Genomic DNA, 19,722 nt, shown 5'->3' on the forward strand with positions numbered 1-19,722 from the left:
ATTTTACCCGATCAGGGCATCGAGATACAGAATAGCAGAGCCTATGTTTAAACTGCGGCAAGCCCCCTACCTGCGCGCGCTCATCTATGTCATTGTCCTGGCCACCATCGCGGCGGGCCTGACACTGATGGGGTTGAACACGCCAACCCAACTCGAAGCCATCAAGGCCAAGGGCAGCGTTCGCTTTGCCACGACCAATACGCCGCTCACCTACTACATCCGCAAGGGCAAACCCGCCGGCTTTGAGTACGAGCTGGCCCGCGCCTTTGCCGACCATTTGGGCGTTAAGCTGGAGCTAGCCTTGCCTGGCAACTTTGCCGGCCTGTTCGATGTGCTCCAGCAGCGCAACGCCCATATTGCCGCCGCCAGCCTGACAGCCACACCGGCACGACGTGCCCATTTCGATTTTTCGCCGGCGTACCGTCAGAGTGCACCTGTCGTCATTTACCGAGTACGCCGGGGTAACCCGGCACCGGATGACATCAGGGATCTCCAAGGGCGCAGCATTGAAGTCCTGCCCGGCTCCAGTCATATCGAATTGCTGCACCGACTGCGCAAACAGCACCCCGAGTTGAACTGGCGCAGCCGTCCGGATGACACGGTCACCGATCTGCTGGACCGTGTCCATGCCGGCGAGCTGGACTACACCATTCTCGACTCGACTGTTTTCGAAGCCCAGAAATCCTTTCACCCGGGACTCAAGGCAGCCTTTGCGCTGCAGCCACCACAACCTGTTGCCTGGATGCTGAACCAGCACCATGACGGTACGCTCAAGGCCGAGCTGGATCGATGGTTCAACCTCGATAGCACTCAAAAGCTGATCAAGACACTGGAAGAGCGCTATTTCGCCCGAACCAACCCGCTGAATTTCTTTGACACCGTCACCTTTCGGCGCGACCTCGAGGAACGTTTCCTGCCACTGCTGCCCTGGTTCCAACAGGCGGCAGAGGAGACCGGCATCAACTGGCTGCTGCTGGCCGCCATCGCCTATCAGGAGTCTCACTGGAAAGCCGATGCGGTATCACCCACCGGCGTGCGCGGCATCATGATGCTGACCAATGCCGCCGCCCGGGAGGTGGACGTAAGGGATCGTACCGATGCCCGCCAGAGCATCATGGGCGGGGCGCGCTATCTGACTATCGTCAAAAAGAAGATCCCTGACCGTATTCCCGAGCCCGACCATACCTGGTTTGCTCTGGCCGGTTATAATGTGGGGTTCGGGCACTTGGAAGACGCCCGCATTCTGACTCAGAAAGCCGGCAAGAACCCGGACAAGTGGCAGCACGTGCGCGAGTTTCTCCCCAAGCTGAGCCACCCCAAGTACTATGCACAAACCCGTTACGGCTACGCCCGCGGTCATGAACCGGTGCAGTACGTCAGCAATATTCGCAAGTACATGGAGCTGCTGCGCTGGGAAGTAGACAGCGGCAACACGCTGGAACTCCCCACGACGGGCAAGCCGCCGGTAACGGAAACCCCTGTTACACCGGAAAATCCCGCACCGGACCCGCTGCGCCTCAACAACCTGCCCACGACCCTCTAGTCGGTTGCCTGGTGACGCAATTGCTTGAGCCGCTTCTTTTCGGCACGCCGCTGCCTGAAAAACGTACTGATCACGGCGGCACACTCCTCTGCCATGACGCCGCCCTGGTAGAGCGGGTGATGATTGAGCCAGGGCTGATCGAACAGCTGCTGGTTGCTCACCAGCGCCCCGGCCTTGGGCTCGGTGGTGCCGAACACCACCCGCTCGATGCGCGCATGCACAATCGCACCGGCACACATAGTGCAGGGCTCGATGGTCACGTAGAGGGTTGCACCCACCAGGCGGTAGTTGCCCACCCGGGCAGCCGCCTCGCGCAGCGCCATGATTTCAGCATGTGCCGTGGGATCATGACCACTGATGGGACGATTCCAACCCTCGCCAACCACTTCGCCATCCAGCACCAGCAGCGCGCCCACCGGCACTTCGCCCAAGCCGGCCGCCTTTTCGGCCAGCTGCAGCGCCTGCTGCATGTAAAACTGATCCTGCTGCTCCATACTCATATCGCCACACTTATCCACAGCCCGCTGCAACGCAGACAGAAAAAAGCCCGCATACGCGGGCCTTTTCAACTGATCATATCAGGACGCTGATCATTCCCACTCGATCGTGGCCGGCGGCTTGCTGGACACGTCGTAGGTCACACGTGAAACCTGAGCAATCTCGTTGATGATACGGCCAGACACCTTCTCCAGCAGCTCGTACGGCAGGTGTGCCCAGCGAGCGGTCATGAAGTCGATGGTTTCCACCGCGCGCAGCGCGATTACGTATTCGTAGCGACGGCCGTCGCCAACCACGCCCACGGACTTCACCGGCAGGAAGACCGCAAAGGCCTGGCTGGTCTTGTGGTACCAGTCAGCATTGTGCAGCTCTTCAATGAAGATGGCATCGGCCTCACGCAGAATGTCAGCGTATTCCTTCTTTACCTCACCCAGGATACGCACGCCCAGACCCGGTCCCGGGAACGGATGACGGTAGACCATGTCATACGGTAGACCCAGCTCAAGGCCGATCTTGCGCACTTCGTCTTTGAACAGTTCTCGCAGCGGCTCAACCAACTCGAACTTCATGTCTTCCGGCAGACCGCCCACATTGTGGTGCGACTTGATCACATGCGCCTTGCCGGTCTTGGAGGCGGCCGACTCGATCACGTCCGGGTAGATGGTGCCCTGCGCCAAGAAACGGCAATCTTTGAGCTTTTCGGACTCATCATCGAACACTTCGATGAAGGTGTTGCCAATGATCTTGCGCTTGGCTTCGGGGTCATCCACACCATGCAGACGACTCAGGAATTGCTCTTCAGCATTGGCACGAATCACGTTCACACCCATGTTGCGGGCAAACATGTCCATGACCTGCTCGCCTTCTCCCTTGCGCAGCAGACCATTGTCCACGAACACGCAGGTCAGCTTGTCGCCAATCGCCTTGTGCAGCAACGCTGCGACGACGGATGAATCAACACCGCCGGACAGCCCCAGCAGTACCTTTTCGTCACCGACCTGCTGCTGCACCTTCTCAACCAAATCCTGGATAATATTAGCGGCGGTCCACAGCGCTTCGGTATCGCAGATTTCGCGCACGAAACGCTCCAGGATACGCAGGCCCTGCTTGGTATGCGTCACTTCCGGGTGGAACTGAACCCCGAAGAGGTTGCGCTGCGGGTCACACATGGCGGCAACCGGTGCCGAGTCTGTGGCGGCAATGACATGGAAGCCTTCCGGCATCTCGGTCACCTTGTCACCGTGGCTCATCCAGACATCCAGCGACAGGCTGCCGTTGTTGGCAATATGGTCCTCGATGCCTTCCAGCAGACGACTGGGGCTGTCCGCCAGACGTACACGGGCATAACCGAACTCACGCTTATCAGAGCTGCTGACCTTGCCGCCGAGCTGCTCCGCCATGGTCTGCATGCCGTAGCAGATGCCCAGCACCGGCAGCCCCATGCTGAAGACACACTCCGGTGCACGCGGAGAGTCCAGTTCGGTGACGGACTCAGGGCCGCCGGCCAGAATGATACCCTTGGGGGCAAATTCACGAATCGCTGCTTCATCCATGTCGAAGGCATGAATCTCGCAGTACACGCCGATTTCGCGCACACGGCGTGCAATCAGCTGGGTGTACTGGGACCCGAAGTCCAGAATCAGGATGCGTTGCGCGTGAATGTCTTTGCTCATACTCAGTGACTCCACCGAATGCTGGCCGCCAGGCGGCACAAACAAAAAGTGGGGCAGTCTGACGCCCCACTTACAGGTTAGTGATTAATCAGTTCAGCCCACACGGTAGTTGGGCGCTTCCTTGGTGATGCTGACATCATGCACGTGGCTCTCGGTGATACCAGCATTGGTGATGCGAACAAACTTGGGCTTGTTGCGCATTTCTTCAACGGTGGCACAACCGGTGTAGCCCATGGAGGCACGCAGGCCACCCATCAGCTGGTGCACCACGCCACCCATCGGACCCTTACAGGGTACACGACCTTCAATGCCTTCCGGTACCAGCTTCTCGGCGCCATCTTTGGCATCCTGGAAATAGCGGTCGGATGAGCCGGTCAGGCCTGACATGGCACCCAGTGAGCCCATGCCACGGTAGGACTTGAAGGCTCGCCCCTGGAACAGTTCAACTTCACCCGGCGCTTCATCAGTACCGGCCAGCATAGAGCCGACCATGACAGCAGAGGCACCGGCAGCAATCGCCTTGGAGAAGTCACCGGAGAAGCGCACACCGCCGTCCGCGATAAGGGGCACGCCGTGCTCACGCAGCGCAGCCGCCACGTTGGCAATCGCAGAGATCTGCGGCACCCCGACACCGGCCACGATGCGTGTGGTGCAGATGGAGCCCGGACCGATACCGACCTTGACGCCGTCAGCACCGGCTTCAGCCAGTGCCACTGCAGCTTCAGCCGTGGCGATGTTACCACCGACCACCTGTACCTGCGGGAAGTGCTCTTTCACCCAGGCGACACGCTCAATCACGCCACGGGAATGGCCATGCGCGGTGTCCACAACCACCAAATCAACACCGGCCGCAACCAGTGCCTTGACGCGATCCGGCGTTTCCGGGCCGGTACCGACGGCAGCGCCAACAATCAGGCGACCCTGACTGTCCTTGGCGGCGTTCGGGAAAGCCTGCGCCTTGTTGATATCTTTCACGGTCATCATGCCGCGCAGCGCAAAGTTGTCGTCCACCAGCAGGATCTTCTCGATGCGATGCAGACGCAACAGTTCGCGAATCACTTCTGGATCTTCACCTTCTTTGGCCGTTACCAGACGATCTTTCGGCGTCATGATGGTGGAGACCTTGGCATCCATGTCGTGCTCGAAACGCACGTCACGGCTGGTCACGATGCCAACCAGCTCACCGTTGTCTACAACCGGAAAACCGGAAAAGCTCAGTTCACGTGACAGCTCGATGATTTCACGAACGGTCGTGTCAGAACTGCAGGTAACAGGGTCGGTCACCACACCGGACTCGAACTTCTTAACACGGCGCACTTCTTCAGCCTGCTGTTCGATGGTGAGGTTCTTGTGGATGATGCCGATACCGCCTTCCTGGGCCATCGCAATCGCCAGACGGGATTCGGTAACCGTATCCATTGCCGCCGAGACCAGCGGAATATTCAGTTCGATACCCTTGGTCAGGCGGGTTTTCAGTGAGACGTCTTTCGGGAGTACCTCAGAGTACCCCGGAACCAGCAAAACATCATCAAAGGTTAGCGCTTCTTCAACGATTCGCAACATACTGAACCAGCCTGTATTTCTATGAAAAATTAAACCGGAAATTATACACAAAATCTGTCTCAGCGGCAAACCAAAATAACGGCGGATGTCAAGTTTGACGGGGTGGTTTAAGATAGGCACATGAACCGACTTACTCCTACGCCCAACCGCACCGCCATCAGCGTCAGTGAGCTCAATCGGCAGGTCAAATCCCTGCTCGAACACTCCTTCATGACCCTGATGATCGAAGGCGAAATCAGCAACCTGGCCCGACCCTCGTCCGGGCACTGGTACTTTACCCTCAAGGATGACCGCGCCCAGGTACGCTGCGCCATGTTCCGTAGCCGCAACCAGCAGGTTCGCTTTCGCCCCAAGGAGGGCGACCAGGTCACTGTCCGAGCCAAGGTCAGCCTGTACGAAGGCCGCGGCGACTTCCAACTGATCTGCGAACAGATGCAGGAAAGCGGTCAGGGGCGGCTGCAACAGGCTTTTGAACAGCTCAAGCATCGCCTGGAGCAGGAAGGCCTCTTTACCCAAGCCCGCAAGCGCCTCCTGCCCCGACCACCTCGTCATATTGGGGTCATCACCTCACCGACCGGCGCCGCCATTCATGACATTCTGCAGGTCTTGGCCCGGCGCTGTCCGGCGATGCCAGTCGCACTCTACCCCACGGCCGTGCAGGGCGCCGAAGCCGCCGCTCAGATCGTCCGCGCCATTGAACTGGCCAACCGGGACGGTCGTTGTGATGTCCTGATCCTGGGACGCGGCGGCGGCTCCCTCGAGGATCTCTGGCCGTTCAATGAAGAAGCCGTGGCCCGGGCCGTGGCCGCATCCGTCATTCCTGTGGTCTCGGCCGTGGGGCACGAGGTGGATATCTCAATCAGTGACCTAGTCGCCGACCTGCGCGCCCCCACTCCGTCTGCCGCTGCCGAATTGCTCAGCCCGGACCAGAGCCTGCAGCAGCAACAGCTGCGTCAGCTACGCCAGCGCCTGGCCCGGCGCACGCGCCAGCTGCTGGAGCGCGAGCAGCGACGCCTGGATCACCTGCGTGCCCGGCTGCGCCACCCCGGCGAGCGCCTGCGCGAGCAGTCCCAGCGCTTGGATCAACTCGAACTCCGGCTGCAGCGCGCCCTGCAGCAGCGCCTGCAATGGCGCCACACCCGCCTTTCCGTGCTGGAACAGCGCCTTCAGCGCAGTTCGCCACAACGCCTGCTGGCACACAAGCAGGAACAGTTGCAGCCGCTGCATCAGCGCCTGCACCAGAGCATGCGTCAATTGCTGCAGCAGCGACGCCAGCAGCTGCAGTTCCAGGCACGCCAGCTGCACAGCGTCAGCCCCCTGGCCACGCTGGAGCGCGGTTACGCCATCGTGCAGACCGAACAGGGCCAGGCAGTCACGCGCCAGGATCAGGTCAAGCCAGGCGACCGGGTCAGGGTGCGCCTGCATCAGGGACAGCTGGCCTGCACCGTTGACCGGTGTTCGGACTGATCAGCCGCGCAAGCTGTGGTAGCATCTGCTCCCTTGTGAACAACTCGATACAGGCGATACATATGTCAGAACAGGCTTTGGAAACAACCGAACAGCACGCCAGCTACGGCATTGGCCGTCAGATGGGTGACCAGCTGGCCCAGGGCAGCTTCGACGGCGTGGACGTTGAAGCCGTAATCACCGGTCTGCGCGACTCCTTCCATGGTGAAGCACTGCGCGTGCCGGCAGAACAGATCCAGGCGGCCTTCCAGGAAATCACCCAGCGTCTGCGCGCCGAGCAGGAAGCCAAGGCCAAGGAAGCCGCTGCTGAAGGCGAACAGTTCCTGGCTGAAAACGCCAAGCGCGATGGCGTGATCACCCTGGAGTCCGGCCTGCAGTACGAAGTAATCAACGCTGGTGAAGAGGGCGGCGACAAGCCGACAGCCCAGAGCAAGGTCCGCACGCACTATCACGGCACGTTCATCGACGGCAAGGTATTCGACAGCTCCTACGAACGCGGCCAGCCGGCCGAGTTCCCGGTCGGCGGCGTGATCGCAGGCTGGACCGAAGCCCTGCAGCTGATGACCAAGGGGGCCAAGTGGCGCCTGTATGTTCCCTTTGAGCTGGCCTACGGTGCCCAGGGTTCTCCGGGCGGCATCCCGCCCTACTCCACTCTGGTATTCGATGTCGAGCTGATCGACATCCTGTAAGGCCCGAGGGCACCCTGGCGGTGCCCTTTTTATTGCGCATTGCGCACATGCAGTTGAACGGGGGACACCATGCTGCTGCATTTTCAACGCCACGGCCAGGGCGAGCCACTGGTCATCCTGCACGGCCTGTTCGGTACCCTGGAAAACTGGGGCGCACAGATCAAGGCTCTGAGCGAGCAGTTCGACGTGATTGCGGTTGACGCCCGCAACCACGGCCGCTCGCCCCACAGTGACGACATGAACTACGCGGCCATGAGCGCCGATCTGCTGGCGCTGCTGGAGCACCTGCAACTGGGGTGCATCAACCTGATGGGACACTCCATGGGCGGCAAGGCCGCGATGCAGTTTGCCCTCGACCACCCGGAGCGGGTGTCACGACTGATCGTGGTGGATATCGCCCCGGTACGTTATGAAGCCCGCCACAACGCGGTGATTGAAGGGCTCAAGCAGATCGACCTGGCGAGCCTGAAAAGCCGTGGTGATGCCGACCGCCTGCTGGCCGAGTACGTGGATTCGGCACCCACCCGCGCCTTTCTGTTGAAAAACCTCTACCGCAACGAGGCCCGGCAGTTTGCTTGGCGCATGAACCTGCCGGTACTGGAGCAGCAGTATGCCAACATCGGTGCCGCCCCCGAGGGCGCGCCCTATACCGGCCCGGTACTGTTTATCAAAGGCGGGGACTCGGACTACCTGCTGGCCGAGCACCAGCAGCCGATTCAGCAGCTGTTCCCCAATGCCGGTTTCAAGATCATTGCCGGTGCGGGACACCTGCCGCATGTGGAAAAGCCGGCTGCCTTCACGCGCCTGGTGGAAAAATTTCTGCGGGATTGAAAGCGTCAGGCCTGAAGGCTGAACAGGGAACCCGGTGGATACAAGGGGCTGTAGGCGCCGCTCTTGATCAGTTGCTGTTGCACGCTGTTAAGGCCGTTGGCACCGCTGTCGTTGGCGGCAGTGGCGCTCGCTGTGCCCGGGGCGGTATCGGTGGCCGGACGCGTGCCTGTATTGTCACCGCCGGGACCGGCCGACTCGGAACCACTGACAGCCTCGTTCTCGGTGTCAGACTCATCCACCGCCGACGCTTCTTCCTGCAGGCGGGTCAGCTCCGCACGAGCATCCGCTGCCATGGCGCGGGCACTGGCGGCCACGCGGTAGTCCTGTGAAGAAGGCTCTGCCGGAGCCATGGCGGCACGAATGATGGCTTCCGCCTTCTCTAGGGTCGCGCGCGGATTACCGCTGACCGCCGAGGTATCAATGCTGACCTCGCCACCAACGGCATACATGCGCCCGTCCGGTCCGCGCTGATAATCGTAGGACACGGCACCGGTATGACCACCACCGGCGGCCTGGTGCGCCATTTCGTGCTGCCGTACTTCCAGATCCCGCGCACTCAACTCACGCAGTATCTTCTGTTCCTGCAGTTGCTGCGCCGCATTCTCATCACCGGCGCGCAGGCTCGCCTGCCCCTTGTCGGTGGCCTCAACCTGGTCACGCGGCTCTGCCGAACGCCCACTGGCAGGTTCGACCGTACCATCAGCGACCGTCGTGCGCGCAGCAGGTGCACCACCACTCCCTTGGGCGGGCGCGTAGCCAGTCGTGACTGGACTGGATGAAATACTGGACAGCAGAGGCATGGCGTCCGTCTTCCCGTGTGCTCAGGCGCGCGTATCGATCAGGTTGCCCAGCACCTCATCGGTCTGGTTGACCACCTTGGTCGCGGCCGCTTCGGTGGCCTGATCGACACTGCTTTGCGCCACGGCCGGGTTAACGTCTCGACCGGATGCCAGCTCGGCATTTTCCGCACGCCCCACCCCCTGAGCATCGCCCGATGCCTTGGGTGTGTTATCCAGCGTACGGTTGACATTGAACATGCCACTATTCTGAGCGGAGGTGATATTCATGGTGAAACCTCTGTTGATCCTTGGGGCCGAAAGCACAACCGAAGGCTCGAGTCAGATTGACCTGCTCAAGCTTCAATGCCCACTACACTATGTACTCGAGTATAGATCAAGCCGGATCCTTGGTCACTTTTTAATCACTCAGCAATGGCTGCAAATCAAGATGATCGGCCACGGCTCCTGCCGATGGCTGATTCAGCCAGGGTACCCGCCCCAGCAACGGCGCCCGAAACAGTGTTTCCAATGTTGCCAGGTTTTCATCTGGACAACTCATTTCAGGATCCACATGATTGGCGACCCAACCCGCCAGGCGCAAGCCATCGCGGGCGATCGCTTCGGCCGTCAGGATGGCGTGATTGATGCAGCCCAACTTCATACCCACCACCAGGATTACATCCAGTTCCAGCAACTGTGGCAGTCGCGCCAGGCTTTCACGCATGCTTAACGGCACCCGCCAACCACCGGCGCCTTCCACCAGAATCAGGTCTGCAGGCTGCATCATGGCGCCACGGCAATAAGCGGCCAGACGGTCAGCGCTGAGGTTACGTCCTTCCTGCTGGGCTGCGATATGCGGCGCGATGGGGGGTTCGAATGCAATCGGGTTGACCTGCTCATAACTCAGTTTAACGCTGGCGGCCTGCTGCAGTTGCAACGCATCGGAATTGCGCAGGCCGTCTTCCGTTTGCTCACAACCCGCAGCCACCGGCTTCAACCCAATGGTTTTCAGGTTCTGGCGATTCGCAGCAGTTAGCAAACCAGCGGTCACCAGGGTCTTGCCGGCATCCGTATCGGTACCGGCGATAAAGAAACGCTTTTTCACTGGGGCTCCTTGAGCAGTTCCAGATAGTAGACTTCGTAGGTGGCAGGCAGCATGCCATCAGCCTGGCGCTGCTGCTCATAGGCCTCCAACAGACAGGTCAGGCGTTGACGACTGCTCAGCCCCCGCTCACGCCGGCTGTTGACGTTGTGTGCGCCCAGTGCCTTGAGTTCATGCATCAGCCCCTGCAGGCGACTGTAGCGAAGAACCTTGTATTCAGTCTCGCAACGGACCAGCTGCAAGCTGACATTGTGCGCCAACAACTGCGTCAGAGGGATGAAGTTGTTCACATGCACATCGTCGTCTACGACTGCCCAGGCCTGCTTGAGCTCGTGAAGGGTATCCGGCCCCAAAGTGGCCAGCAGGCAGCGCCCACCAGGCTTGAGTACACGCGCCAGTTCGGCTAGCAGACGCTCTGGCTGCTCACACCACTGCACGGCCAGGCTGGACCAGATCAAATCGACACTGGCATCCGCCAGCGGCAGCTGCTCGGCATCGCCACACAAGTAGTAAGCATCGGGCACAGGGCGCTGCTCACGTGCAAAACTGAGCATGCCGTGAGCAAGATCCAGGTGCAGCAGCGGGGTCTGTGGGTAACGCTCGCGCAGATAAGGTGCCGCATAACCGGTACCACAGCCCAGATCAAGTACATGGCCCTCTGCCTGTTGCGGCAGCCAATCCAGTAGCTGGTCGGCGATATCGCGCTGCAACTGAGCAACAGAATCGTAACTCTCGGCGGCGCGGCTGAACGCCTGGGCGACCTTGCGTTTATCGCGCTGCATCAATACCGTCCATCTGTCGTTGAATAGATGCCAATACCGCATCGGCATGACTGATAAATGGCAGGTGGGCGCTGTGCTCCAGCAACTGAACATTCAGGGTGTTATTCAGTACTTTAGCCGCTTCAGCCAGTGCCTGGGGCACCAACTGATCCTCGCTCCCCAGTATCAGCTGGGCCGGGCAGCTCAAGCCGGACAGCGCCGGACGCAGGTCAGACTCCAGCAGCCTCAGGGCCGGTGCCAGCGCCTGGGGCTCGGCATTCGCCATCACGGCTTTCAGGTGTTTGAGCGCGTCACGCGCCCTGACGGATCCCCGGGTTTGCAGAGCCGCAAAGCGCTGCAGCGTCTTGGTCTCGTTGTCGGCCAGTGACTCGACGAAGGCGCCGAACACCTCAGGTGCCATGGCACAGGAACAGTCGTCACGCGCCACAAAACAGGGGTTGGCGGCGATCAGGCTCAGGCTTTTGACCCGCTCCGGTGCCTGTTCAGCCACCGCCAGTGCCAGCTGACCACCCAGAGACCAGCCCAGCCAGTGAGCACTCTCAGGAGCAGTGGCCAGCAGGGACGCCACCACCGCGTCCAGCGACATATCGCCAGCGGGAGCAGAACGCCCCAGCCCCGGTAGATCGATCAGCGTCACCCGGTAACGCTCGGCGAGACGGTCGGCAAAGTCGCCCCAGATATTGGAGCTCAGCCCCCAGCCATGCAGCAGCACCAGGTCCGGACCACTGCCTCGCGTCTCAGTCCACAGGCTCACGCAGCACCTCCTGCACGAACGGCATCCAATGCATCCAGCAGACGGTCGACCTGTTCCTCAGTGTGAGCGGCACTAAGAGTGACGCGCAAGCGCGAGCTGCCCGCCGGTACGGTCGGCGGACGGATGGCACTGATGAAGATGCCGCGCGCTTCCAGTTCAGCACTGATGCGCATCGCTTCACCGGCATCGCCGATCAGGATCGGCTGGATCGGTGTCGGCGAGTCCATCAGTTCATAGCCCAGCTGTTCGCAGCCGCTGCGGAAGCGCTTGATCAGCTGCGCCAGCTTGTCTCGACGCCAGCCCTCGGTCTGAACCAGCTTGAGACTGGCACGGGTGGCCTGGGCCACGGCCGGCGACATGCTGGTGGTATAGATATAAGTGCGAGCAAACTGGATCAGGGTTTCGATCAGCACTTCGGAGCCGGCGACAAAGGCACCGGAGGTGCCGAAGCCCTTGCCCAGGGTGCCGATCAGTACCGGCACGTCCTCGTCGCTCAGACCCAAGTGCTCGACACAGCCGCCACCGGTCGCCCCCAGACAGCCAAAGCCATGGGCGTCATCGACCATCAGCCAGCCGTCGTGCTCGCGGGTGACACGGCTCAATTCGTGCAGATCGGCAATATCGCCATCCATGCTGAACACGCCATCGGTGACCACCAGCTTGCGCCGGGCCTCGGAGCGGCTCAGGCGCTGGGCCAGGCTGGCGGGATCGTTGTGCAGGTAACGCTGGAAACGAGCACCGCTGAGCAGGCCCGCATCCAGTAAGGAAGCGTGGTTGAGGCGATCCTGAAACACCGCGTCCTGCTTGTCGATCAGGGCATTGATGGCACCGATATTGGCCATGTAACCGGTGGAAAACAGCAACACTCGCTCACGGCCGGTGAATGCAGCCAGCTCTTCTTCCAGCGCATGATGCGCTTGTGAGTGACCATTGACTAGGTGAGAGGCACCGCCACCCACACCATAGGTATCGGCGCCCTGCTTGAGCGCCGCGATCACTTCGGGATGGTTGGCCAATCCCAGATAGTCGTTGGAGCAGAACGCCAGGTAACGCTTGCCATCGACGCTGACCTCCGGCCCCTGGGCCGACTCCAGCACCCGACGCTGGCGGTAGAGGTTCTCCTGCCGCCGCGCCTCAAGCGCGGCCGCCAGATCGTTGAAGGACATGGATCGGCCTCAGTGCGTGGCGCTGGCGTCGATGAACAGCTCGGCGTCCTGCTGCGCCTGAATCTCGGCCGCCAGTTTCTGCTCCTGGTCGGCATCGGAGTCTTCGATACGCTGCTCCGGACGGATACCCAGGCGCTTGAACAGCTGCAGGTCGCGGTGGGTTTCCGGGTTCGGCGTGGTCAGCAGGCACTCGCCATAGAAAATGGAGTTGGCACCGGCAAAGAACGCCATGGACTGAAGTTCGTCCGACATCTGCTCACGACCGGCGGACAGACGCACATGGGATTTCGGCATCATGATGCGCGCCACGGCGATGGTGCGGATGAACTCCAGCGGGTCCAGGTCTTCCACGTTTTCCAGCGGCGTACCCTGTACCTTGACCAGCATGTTGATCGGCACCGATTCCGGCTGCTGCGGCAGATTGGCCAGCTGCATCAGCAGGCCGTAACGGTCCTTGGCGGTTTCACCCATACCCAGGATACCGCCACTGCAGATCTTCATGCCGGAATCGCGCACGTGCTGCAGGGTATTCAGGCGATCCTCGTAGGTACGGGTGGTGATGATCTTGTCGTAGAACTCCGGCGAGGTGTCCAGATTATGGTTGTAGTAGTCAAGGCCCGCCTCGGACAGCTGCTCGGCCTGGGACTCCTTCAGCATCCCCAGCGTCATGCAGGTTTCCAGCCCCATCGCCTTCACGCCCTTGATCATCTCGATCACGTAGGGCATGTCGCGGTCGGTCGGGTGCTTCCAGGCCGCGCCCATACAGAAGCGGGTGGAGCCGGATGCTTTCGCCTGCTTCGCCTTGTTCAGCACCGCTTCCACTTCCATCAGGCGCTGTTTTTCCAGGCCGGTGTTGTAGTGGGCGCTCTGCGGGCAGTACTTGCAGTCTTCCGGGCAGGAGCCGGTCTTGATCGACAGCAGAGTGCTGACCTGTACTTCATTGGGATTGAAGTGCTGGCGGTGTACGGTTTGTGCCTGGAACAGCAGATCATTCATCGGCAGTTCGAACAGTGCACGGACCTCCTGTTCGGTCCAGTCGTGACGCACTTCAGCCTGGTTTTGCATGACTCCAATCCCCTTGTGACATAATCTTGATCCGGACACCCAAGGAGTGGGTGTCGACAATTTTTATGGTTCCGATCATAAAGCGGCAGAGGAAACTGTCAACCTATGTCTTCACAACAAATAAACAGCTGGATAAAAAACAAACAAATCTGTGCATTATGCTCGATTCGAGGGGCCGACCATCACGGACTCTGCGCCGGCTGCCATGCCGACCTGCCCTGGCTACTGCATTACTGCCGTTCCTGCGCCTTGCCGTTGCCGCTATCAGCATCGCCCGGCAGCCTATGTGGCCATTGCATCCGGCAGCCGCCGGCGTTTGATCGCACTCTGGCCGCCTTCGAGTACGACTTCCCCCTCAGCCAGCTGCTGCCGACCATCAAGTACCATCGCCAGCCCGCTCAGCTAGGCTGGCTGGGCCGCGTGCTCGCGGACTACATTCGTGACCGGCAGGACGGGGACTGGCCCGAGGTACTGGTCCCAGTACCCATGCACACACTGAGTGAGTTCAAGCGCGGCTTTAACCAGGCACGTCTGCTGACACAAGTACTGGGACGGTCACTGCACTTGCCGCTGGCAGAACCGGTCCGCAAGGTCCGGCGCACGCCGCACCAGATGGCCCTGAGCCTGGAAGATCGCTGCCAGAACCTGCAACAGGCGTTTGCAGTCCATGCCCGACCGCCCCGTCACTTGGCGCTGGTCGATGATGTCATGACCACCGGCACCACTGTAAACACGCTGGCCCAGGCACTGAAGGCTGCCGGGGCGGAGCGTGTCGATGTTTGGGTGCTGGCCAGAACGGCAGAGGTCCGTTAAATTGAAGCTATCACTTATCAACATCGACCGGAACAGGGATGCCCATGCGCCTTCGCCTGCTTGGCCTCGTGGCCGCACTCATGCCCATGACAGCAGCCACGGCCGAGCTGAATCTGGCCGTGGCCGCCAATTTCAGGGCTCCGCTGGAGCAGCTGGTACGCCAGTTTGACCCTCGGCAACAGCACACAATTGCCATTAGCAGTGCCTCTACCGGCGTGCTCTATACCCAGATTCGCCAGGGGGCGCCGTTCGACATTTTCTTGGCCGCCGACCGCGCGCGCCCCGAACGCCTGGCCAGGGAAGGGGCGGGGTTGGCTCATACCCGCATGACCTACGCCATAGGCCGCCTGGCCCTCTGGCAGCCAGGCCGTCAGCCTGACTCGCTGAACGACCTGCTGCCGGCACCGCTGGCCCTGGCCAATCCGAAAACCGCCCCCTATGGACTGGCGGCACAGCAGGCACTGGGCGCCTCGGGCCGCGATCAGGGCATCCGCCGTATTCAGGGCAGCAACATCGCCCAGGCGTTCCAGTTCGTCCACAGCGGCAACGCTCCTCAGGGACTGGTCGCCCACGCGCAATTGGTACAGCTGCAGATTCCGACCCGCGAATGGACGCTCGTGGCCGCCGAACTGCATGCCCCAATCGAGCAGCAGTTGATTCAGCTGCAGCGCAGCGCCGACAACCCACTGGCCGAGCGCTTCCTGCAGTTCATGCAGTCCGATACGGCACGCCGCATGATACAGGCCGGCGGTTATCAGGTGCCCCATGCTGCCGACTGAGCAGGACCTGGCGGCCCTCTGGTTGACCCTACAGCTGGCCGGACTGACCACCCTGATCCTGCTGCTGCTGGGTACGCCCTTTGCCTGGTGGCTGGCGCATACCCGCTGCCGCTGGAAAGTCATCCCGGAAGCGTTAGTGGCCCTGCCGCTGATCCTGCCGCCGACGGTGCTGGGCTTTTATCTGTTGCTGGCCTTTGCCCCCGATGGCCTGCTGGGCGCCCCCTGGCACTGGCTGACCGGCAGCGGTCTGGCTTTCAGTTTCAGCGGTTTGCTGATCGGCTCGGTGCTCTATTCACTGCCGTTTGTGGTGCAGCCGCTGCAGGGCGGTTTTGAACAGCTGGACCTGCGCCTGCTGCAAGCGGCCGAAACGCTGGGCGCCGGGCGCTGGTCACTGTTTCGTCGTCTGGTGCTGCCGCTGTGCAAGCGCAGCTTTCTGACCGCGACCACCCTGGGCTTTGCCCACACCGTCGGCGAGTTCGGCGTGGTACTGATGATCGGCGGCAATATTCCCGGCAGCACCCAGGTGCTGTCCATCGCCCTGTATGACCATGTGGAAACCCTCGACTACACCCGTGCGCACTGGCTGGCTGGCGGCCTCCTGCTGTTCTCGGTCACCCTGCTGCTGGTGCTGTACAGCCTCAATCGGCGCCCCTCGATGGAGCCGGCACGATGAGTCTGGAACTGGCCCTGTACCATGATTACCGACGCTTCGAACTGGATGTCAGCCTGACCCTGCCGGGCTCGGGAGTCACGGCGCTGTTCGGCCCCTCCGGCTGTGGCAAGTCGACCCTGCTGCGACTGCTGGCCGGTATCGAACCGGCCCGCAGGGGGCGGGTCTTCTTTGAGGGCGAATGCTGGCAGGACAGCGAAGCCGCGCTCTGGGTAGCGCCACGACAGCGGGACATCGGCATGGTGTTTCAGGATGCGCGCCTGTTCCCGCACCTGAGCGTACAGGACAACCTGCGCTTTGCCGGACGCTATGCACGCCGGGGCGTGGCGCTGGATGAGCAGCACCTGATCGAACGACTGCAACTGGAGCCTCTGCTGTCACAGCTGCCGGCCACGCTGTCCGGTGGCCAGCAACAGCGGGTCGCACTGGCCCGCGCCCTGCTCAGCCGCCCCCGACTGCTGTTGATGGATGAACCGCTGAGCGCCCTGGATCAGGCCTCTCGCCAGTTGCTGCTGGCCCTGATCGTCGACCTTCAACAGCACCACCGGCTGCCGATACTCTACGTAACCCATGCCGTGGACGAAGTGCTGCGCCTGGCCAATCACATGGTGCAGCTGGAAGCGGGCCGCGTGGTTGCCGAGGGCGCACCCACGGAGCTGTTTGGCCGCCCGGATACCGCGCCGGCACTGGAAGACTGCGCGCTGCTCAAGGGAGAGGTGATCGAGCAGGACCTGACCGACACCATGAGTGCGGTACGCTGTGCGCCCGACCTGCCCCCGATCTGGATTGCCGGCACGGCACATCCTGTGGGCAGCACCGTCATGCTCAGCCTGCAGGCGCGGGACGTTGCCCTGTCGCTGCATCCCCTGGCGGGGACCAGCCTGCAGAACCAGCTGCCGGTTCAGGTTGAAGCCATCACCATGGATCACCACGGGGGACCCCGGATTGCACTGCGCTTCGGCGAACATCGCCTGCCGGCCATGATCAGCCACCGCGCCCTGGCGCAGCTGCAGCTGCATACCGGGATGCCGCTCTGGGCCCTGATCAAGTCGGTGGCCGTGGAACATCAATAATCAGCCCCACCCCGGCGCTCGACCCTGCAGCTCCGCTTTGCTAGGTTGGTGGCCTCGGTATTTAAGGAGAGACACCGCACATGACATTGGAAATGCTGGGCCAATTGTTTGGCGGCATTGGCCTGTTTTTGCTGGGCATGCAGCTACTGACCAACGGTCTCAAACAGGCTGCCGGACGCTCGCTCAAGGCAACCCTGGAAAACGCCACCGGCTCACTCCTTCGAGGTGTACTGTCCGGCGCCCTGATCACCGCACTGGTGCAGTCCTCCAGTGCGGTGACCGTCGCCACCTTGGGCTTTGTCAATGCAGGTCTGCTGTCGCTGGCCCAGTCGGTCTCGATCATTTACGGCAGCAATATCGGCACCACCATGGTGGGCTGGCTGGTCGCACTGATTGGCTTCAAGTTCAAGATCAGCGCTTTTGCCCTGCCTCTGATCGGCATGGGCATGGTGCTGCGCGTCAGCGGCGGTAACAGCCGGCGCGCCTATATCGGCACGGCGCTGGCCGGCTTCGGCATCTTCTTTATCGGCCTGGATTTTTTACGCACCGGTTTTGACGGCCTCAGCGCTTCGATCCCCTTGGCCGAGCTGGGCGCGGGGCCGCTGGCACTGGCGCTGTTCGTGCTGGCCGGGATTGTACTGACCTTTCTGATGCAAGCCTCGGCGGCAGTCATCGCCATTGCCCTGTCGCTGGTGCACACCGACAGCATTTCCCTCGCCGCCGCCGCCGCACTGGTGATCGGGGCCAATGTCGGCACCACTACCACGGCGCTGCTGGCCTCCATCGGCGCAACGCCCAATGCCCGCCGCATCTCGGCCGCGCACGTGCTGTTCAACCTGCTCACCGGCCTGGTCGGCCTACTGCTGCTGATGGCACTGGCCGGCACCCTTGACCGGCTGGACCCGGCCCGGTTTGATCTGGTTACCATGCTGGCGCTGTTTCATACCCTGTTCAATATCGTTGGCGTGCTGTTGATGTGGCCCTTGACCGATCGCATGGTCAACTTCCTGAAAAAGCGTTTTCGCACTCAGGAGGAACGGGAATCCAGCCCGCGCTACCTGGATAACAATATCATCACCACCCCCTCGCTGGCGGTGGAAGCGATCAACATGGAGCTGGCCCGGGTCAGTCGCATCTGCAGCCGCATGTCCCGGGAAGCGATCAGTGCCGAGCGCGGCGCCTCCGAACGCCTGCAGCAACAGTATGAAAGTACCGGCCAGCTGATCAGTCGCATCGTGGCCTTCAACCAGGAGCTGGCACGGCAGAACCTGAACGTGGAAATCAGTGAAACGCTGCCTGTTTCATTGCGCGTGGCCCGTTACCTGAGTGAAATGGCACGACTAGCCGCCCGCCTGCCGGAGTATTATCCGGTGTTCGAGCAGCTGGAGGATTCCGGTATTCGCTCCAGCGTACACGACTATCAACAGGCCGTGATTCACCTGATCGACGCCTGCGAGGTCAGCGAAGACCGGGCGATCCAGGGCTACGAGGCCCATCAGATGAAGCGGGAAATGGAGCGCGAATACCAGCATCTCAAGAGCAATCTGCTCAACCAAACCCTGTCCAGCCAGCTGACTCCGGCCGACTCAGTCACCCTGCTGGACGCGCTCAGCCACATCCACCGCCTGGCGGAACAGGCCGAAAAGGCGTCCCGCTACTGGAGCAGCACCACCCCGGTGCAGCATCGTGCTGCACTGCTGGAGCCGGAGTGATGCGATATACTGCGACTTCCACGCCACAGCGGAGCCGCCGATGAACCAGCCCCATGACTACCCGATGCAGGCCATCGGGTTTATCCACAGCCCTTTTGACGAGAAATTCGGCATCCCGCGCCAGCCCGGTCTGGCGTCCATTCGCGCCAGCATCGAGCTGGTGCCGCCCTTTGCCAGCGCCGATGCCGTGCGCGGTCTGGAGCAGTGCAGTCACATCTGGCTGGTGTTCATCTTCAGCGCCACGGCCGACAAAGGCTGGAGCCCGACCGTACGACCGCCACGCCTGGGCGGCAACCAGCGCCTGGGCGTGTTTGCCACCCGCTCGCCCTTCCGCCCCAATCCCGTCGGCCTGTCCTGCGTACGCCTGACCGGCATCCGCTCGGAAGGGGAACGAGTCTGGCTCGATGTGGAAGGCGCCGATCTGCTCGACGGTACGCCCATTGTGGATATCAAGCCCTACCTGCCCTACTCCGATAGCCTGCCGGAGGCCGAATTTGGCCTGGCGTCCCGCATCGAGCGCCTTGAGCTGCCGGTCCTTTTCAGCGAGGAGGCCGAAACCGCCTGCCGGACCGCCGCCGTGCGGCTGAACCAGCCACTGGAGCGGCAGATCCGCGAGATACTGCTGTGCGACCCGCGCCCAGCCTACAAGAAAGGCGACGGCGAGCGGGTGTACGGCATCAGCCTCTACGGCCTCAATATCCGCTTTCGCATCGACAGCCAAAAAATCGACGTTCTGAGCATTACCCCCAACTCGGAGATCTGA

At 61.6% G+C, this 19,722-nt stretch carries 20 protein-coding genes; 10 read left to right on the forward strand and 10 right to left on the reverse strand.

The window, feature by feature from the left end; translation table 11 throughout:
- The first annotated feature begins 43 nt into the window (after positions 1 to 43).
- Positions 44 to 1,543, forward strand: coding sequence for a membrane-bound lytic murein transglycosylase MltF (mltF, locus tag KTN04_RS08785; protein ID WP_217334851.1), 1,500 nt, complete (start codon positions 44 to 46; stop codon positions 1,541 to 1,543).
- Here the strand turns inward: mltF and tadA are convergent.
- The 3 genes from tadA to guaB all read right to left on the reverse strand — a co-directional run bounded on the left by tadA (position 1,540) and on the right by guaB (position 5,277).
- Positions 1,540 to 2,043 carry a tRNA adenosine(34) deaminase TadA gene (gene tadA, locus KTN04_RS08790; RefSeq protein ID WP_217334852.1) on the reverse strand — a complete coding sequence of 168 codons (504 nt, stop codon included), beginning with the start codon at positions 2,041 to 2,043 and terminating at the stop codon, positions 1,540 to 1,542. The two genes, mltF and tadA, sit on opposite strands and share 4 nt — an antisense overlap.
- A gap of 90 nt (positions 2,044 to 2,133) precedes the next feature.
- The gene (gene guaA, locus KTN04_RS08795; RefSeq protein WP_217334853.1) at positions 2,134 to 3,714 is read right to left on the reverse strand and encodes a glutamine-hydrolyzing GMP synthase; all 1,581 of its coding nucleotides are present in this window, start codon (positions 3,712 to 3,714) and stop codon (positions 2,134 to 2,136) included.
- Between the two features lie 93 nt (positions 3,715 to 3,807).
- Positions 3,808 to 5,277 (reverse strand): IMP dehydrogenase, encoded by a 1,470-nt coding sequence (gene guaB / locus KTN04_RS08800; protein WP_217334854.1) that lies wholly within the window; start codon positions 5,275 to 5,277, stop codon positions 3,808 to 3,810.
- A 120-nt stretch (positions 5,278 to 5,397) separates the two neighbouring features.
- On the opposite strand from guaB, the gene xseA reads away from it, so the two are divergent.
- The 3 genes from xseA to KTN04_RS08815 all read left to right on the forward strand — a co-directional run bounded on the left by xseA (position 5,398) and on the right by KTN04_RS08815 (position 8,264).
- Positions 5,398 to 6,744 carry an exodeoxyribonuclease VII large subunit gene (gene xseA / locus KTN04_RS08805; RefSeq protein WP_217334855.1) on the forward strand — a complete coding sequence of 449 codons (1,347 nt, stop codon included), beginning with the start codon at positions 5,398 to 5,400 and terminating at the stop codon, positions 6,742 to 6,744.
- A 62-nt stretch (positions 6,745 to 6,806) separates the two neighbouring features.
- Positions 6,807 to 7,433, forward strand: coding sequence for an FKBP-type peptidyl-prolyl cis-trans isomerase (locus KTN04_RS08810; protein WP_217334856.1), 627 nt, complete (start codon positions 6,807 to 6,809; stop codon positions 7,431 to 7,433).
- Between the two features lie 69 nt (positions 7,434 to 7,502).
- A complete protein-coding gene (locus KTN04_RS08815; protein ID WP_217334857.1) occupies positions 7,503 to 8,264 on the forward strand; it encodes an alpha/beta fold hydrolase in 762 nt (253 codons plus the stop codon).
- A 5-nt stretch (positions 8,265 to 8,269) separates the two neighbouring features.
- On the opposite strand, the gene KTN04_RS08820 is transcribed toward KTN04_RS08815, so the two are convergent.
- The 7 genes from KTN04_RS08820 to bioB all read right to left on the reverse strand — a co-directional run bounded on the left by KTN04_RS08820 (position 8,270) and on the right by bioB (position 13,912).
- Positions 8,270 to 9,064 (reverse strand): putative metalloprotease CJM1_0395 family protein, encoded by a 795-nt coding sequence (locus tag KTN04_RS08820; RefSeq protein WP_217334858.1) that lies wholly within the window; start codon positions 9,062 to 9,064, stop codon positions 8,270 to 8,272.
- Positions 9,065 to 9,085: 21 nt separating this feature from the next.
- A complete protein-coding gene (locus KTN04_RS08825) occupies positions 9,086 to 9,331 on the reverse strand; it encodes a hypothetical protein (RefSeq protein ID WP_217334859.1) in 246 nt (81 codons plus the stop codon).
- 130 nt (positions 9,332 to 9,461) lie between these two features.
- A complete protein-coding gene (bioD, locus tag KTN04_RS08830; RefSeq protein ID WP_217334860.1) occupies positions 9,462 to 10,148 on the reverse strand; it encodes a dethiobiotin synthase in 687 nt (228 codons plus the stop codon).
- The gene (gene bioC / locus KTN04_RS08835; protein ID WP_217334861.1) at positions 10,145 to 10,927 is read right to left on the reverse strand and encodes a malonyl-ACP O-methyltransferase BioC; all 783 of its coding nucleotides are present in this window, start codon (positions 10,925 to 10,927) and stop codon (positions 10,145 to 10,147) included. The genes bioD and bioC overlap by 4 nt, the downstream gene beginning before the upstream one ends.
- On the reverse strand, positions 10,914 to 11,681 hold the full coding sequence (gene bioH / locus KTN04_RS08840) for a pimeloyl-ACP methyl ester esterase BioH (RefSeq protein WP_217334862.1): 768 nt from the start codon (positions 11,679 to 11,681) through the stop codon (positions 10,914 to 10,916). Before bioH ends, bioC begins: the two co-directional genes overlap by 14 nt.
- Positions 11,678 to 12,847, reverse strand: coding sequence for an 8-amino-7-oxononanoate synthase (gene bioF / locus KTN04_RS08845; protein WP_217334863.1), 1,170 nt, complete (start codon positions 12,845 to 12,847; stop codon positions 11,678 to 11,680). Before bioF ends, bioH begins: the two co-directional genes overlap by 4 nt.
- Before the next feature lie 9 nt (positions 12,848 to 12,856).
- Entirely contained in the window at positions 12,857 to 13,912 is a 1,056-nt protein-coding gene (gene bioB / locus KTN04_RS08850) for a biotin synthase BioB (protein WP_217334864.1), read from the reverse strand.
- Between the two features lie 105 nt (positions 13,913 to 14,017).
- Between bioB and KTN04_RS08855 the strand changes: the two genes are divergently transcribed.
- The 6 genes from KTN04_RS08855 to tsaA all read left to right on the forward strand — a co-directional run bounded on the left by KTN04_RS08855 (position 14,018) and on the right by tsaA (position 19,722).
- Positions 14,018 to 14,725, forward strand: a complete 708-nt coding sequence (locus KTN04_RS08855) for a ComF family protein (protein ID WP_217334865.1) — start codon at positions 14,018 to 14,020, stop codon at positions 14,723 to 14,725.
- A gap of 44 nt (positions 14,726 to 14,769) precedes the next feature.
- Positions 14,770 to 15,504 carry a molybdate ABC transporter substrate-binding protein gene (gene modA, locus KTN04_RS08860; RefSeq protein ID WP_217334866.1) on the forward strand — a complete coding sequence of 245 codons (735 nt, stop codon included), beginning with the start codon at positions 14,770 to 14,772 and terminating at the stop codon, positions 15,502 to 15,504.
- Positions 15,491 to 16,177: a molybdate ABC transporter permease subunit gene (gene modB / locus KTN04_RS08865; protein ID WP_217334867.1), complete on the forward strand. Its 687-nt coding sequence runs from the start codon at positions 15,491 to 15,493 to the stop codon at positions 16,175 to 16,177. Before modA ends, modB begins: the two co-directional genes overlap by 14 nt.
- Positions 16,174 to 17,247: a molybdenum ABC transporter ATP-binding protein gene (gene modC / locus KTN04_RS08870; RefSeq protein WP_217334868.1), complete on the forward strand. Its 1,074-nt coding sequence runs from the start codon at positions 16,174 to 16,176 to the stop codon at positions 17,245 to 17,247. The genes modB and modC overlap by 4 nt, the downstream gene beginning before the upstream one ends.
- Before the next feature lie 80 nt (positions 17,248 to 17,327).
- Complete coding sequence (locus KTN04_RS08875) at positions 17,328 to 18,959, forward strand: Na/Pi cotransporter family protein (protein WP_217334869.1); 1,632 nt, start codon at positions 17,328 to 17,330, stop codon at positions 18,957 to 18,959.
- 40 nt (positions 18,960 to 18,999) lie between these two features.
- On the forward strand, positions 19,000 to 19,722 hold the full coding sequence (gene tsaA / locus KTN04_RS08880; protein WP_254262466.1) for a tRNA (N6-threonylcarbamoyladenosine(37)-N6)-methyltransferase TrmO: 723 nt from the start codon (positions 19,000 to 19,002) through the stop codon (positions 19,720 to 19,722).

It is taken from the genome of Marinobacterium weihaiense (assembly GCF_019061305.1).
Classification (GTDB): domain Bacteria; phylum Pseudomonadota; class Gammaproteobacteria; order Pseudomonadales; family Balneatricaceae; genus Marinobacterium; species Marinobacterium weihaiense.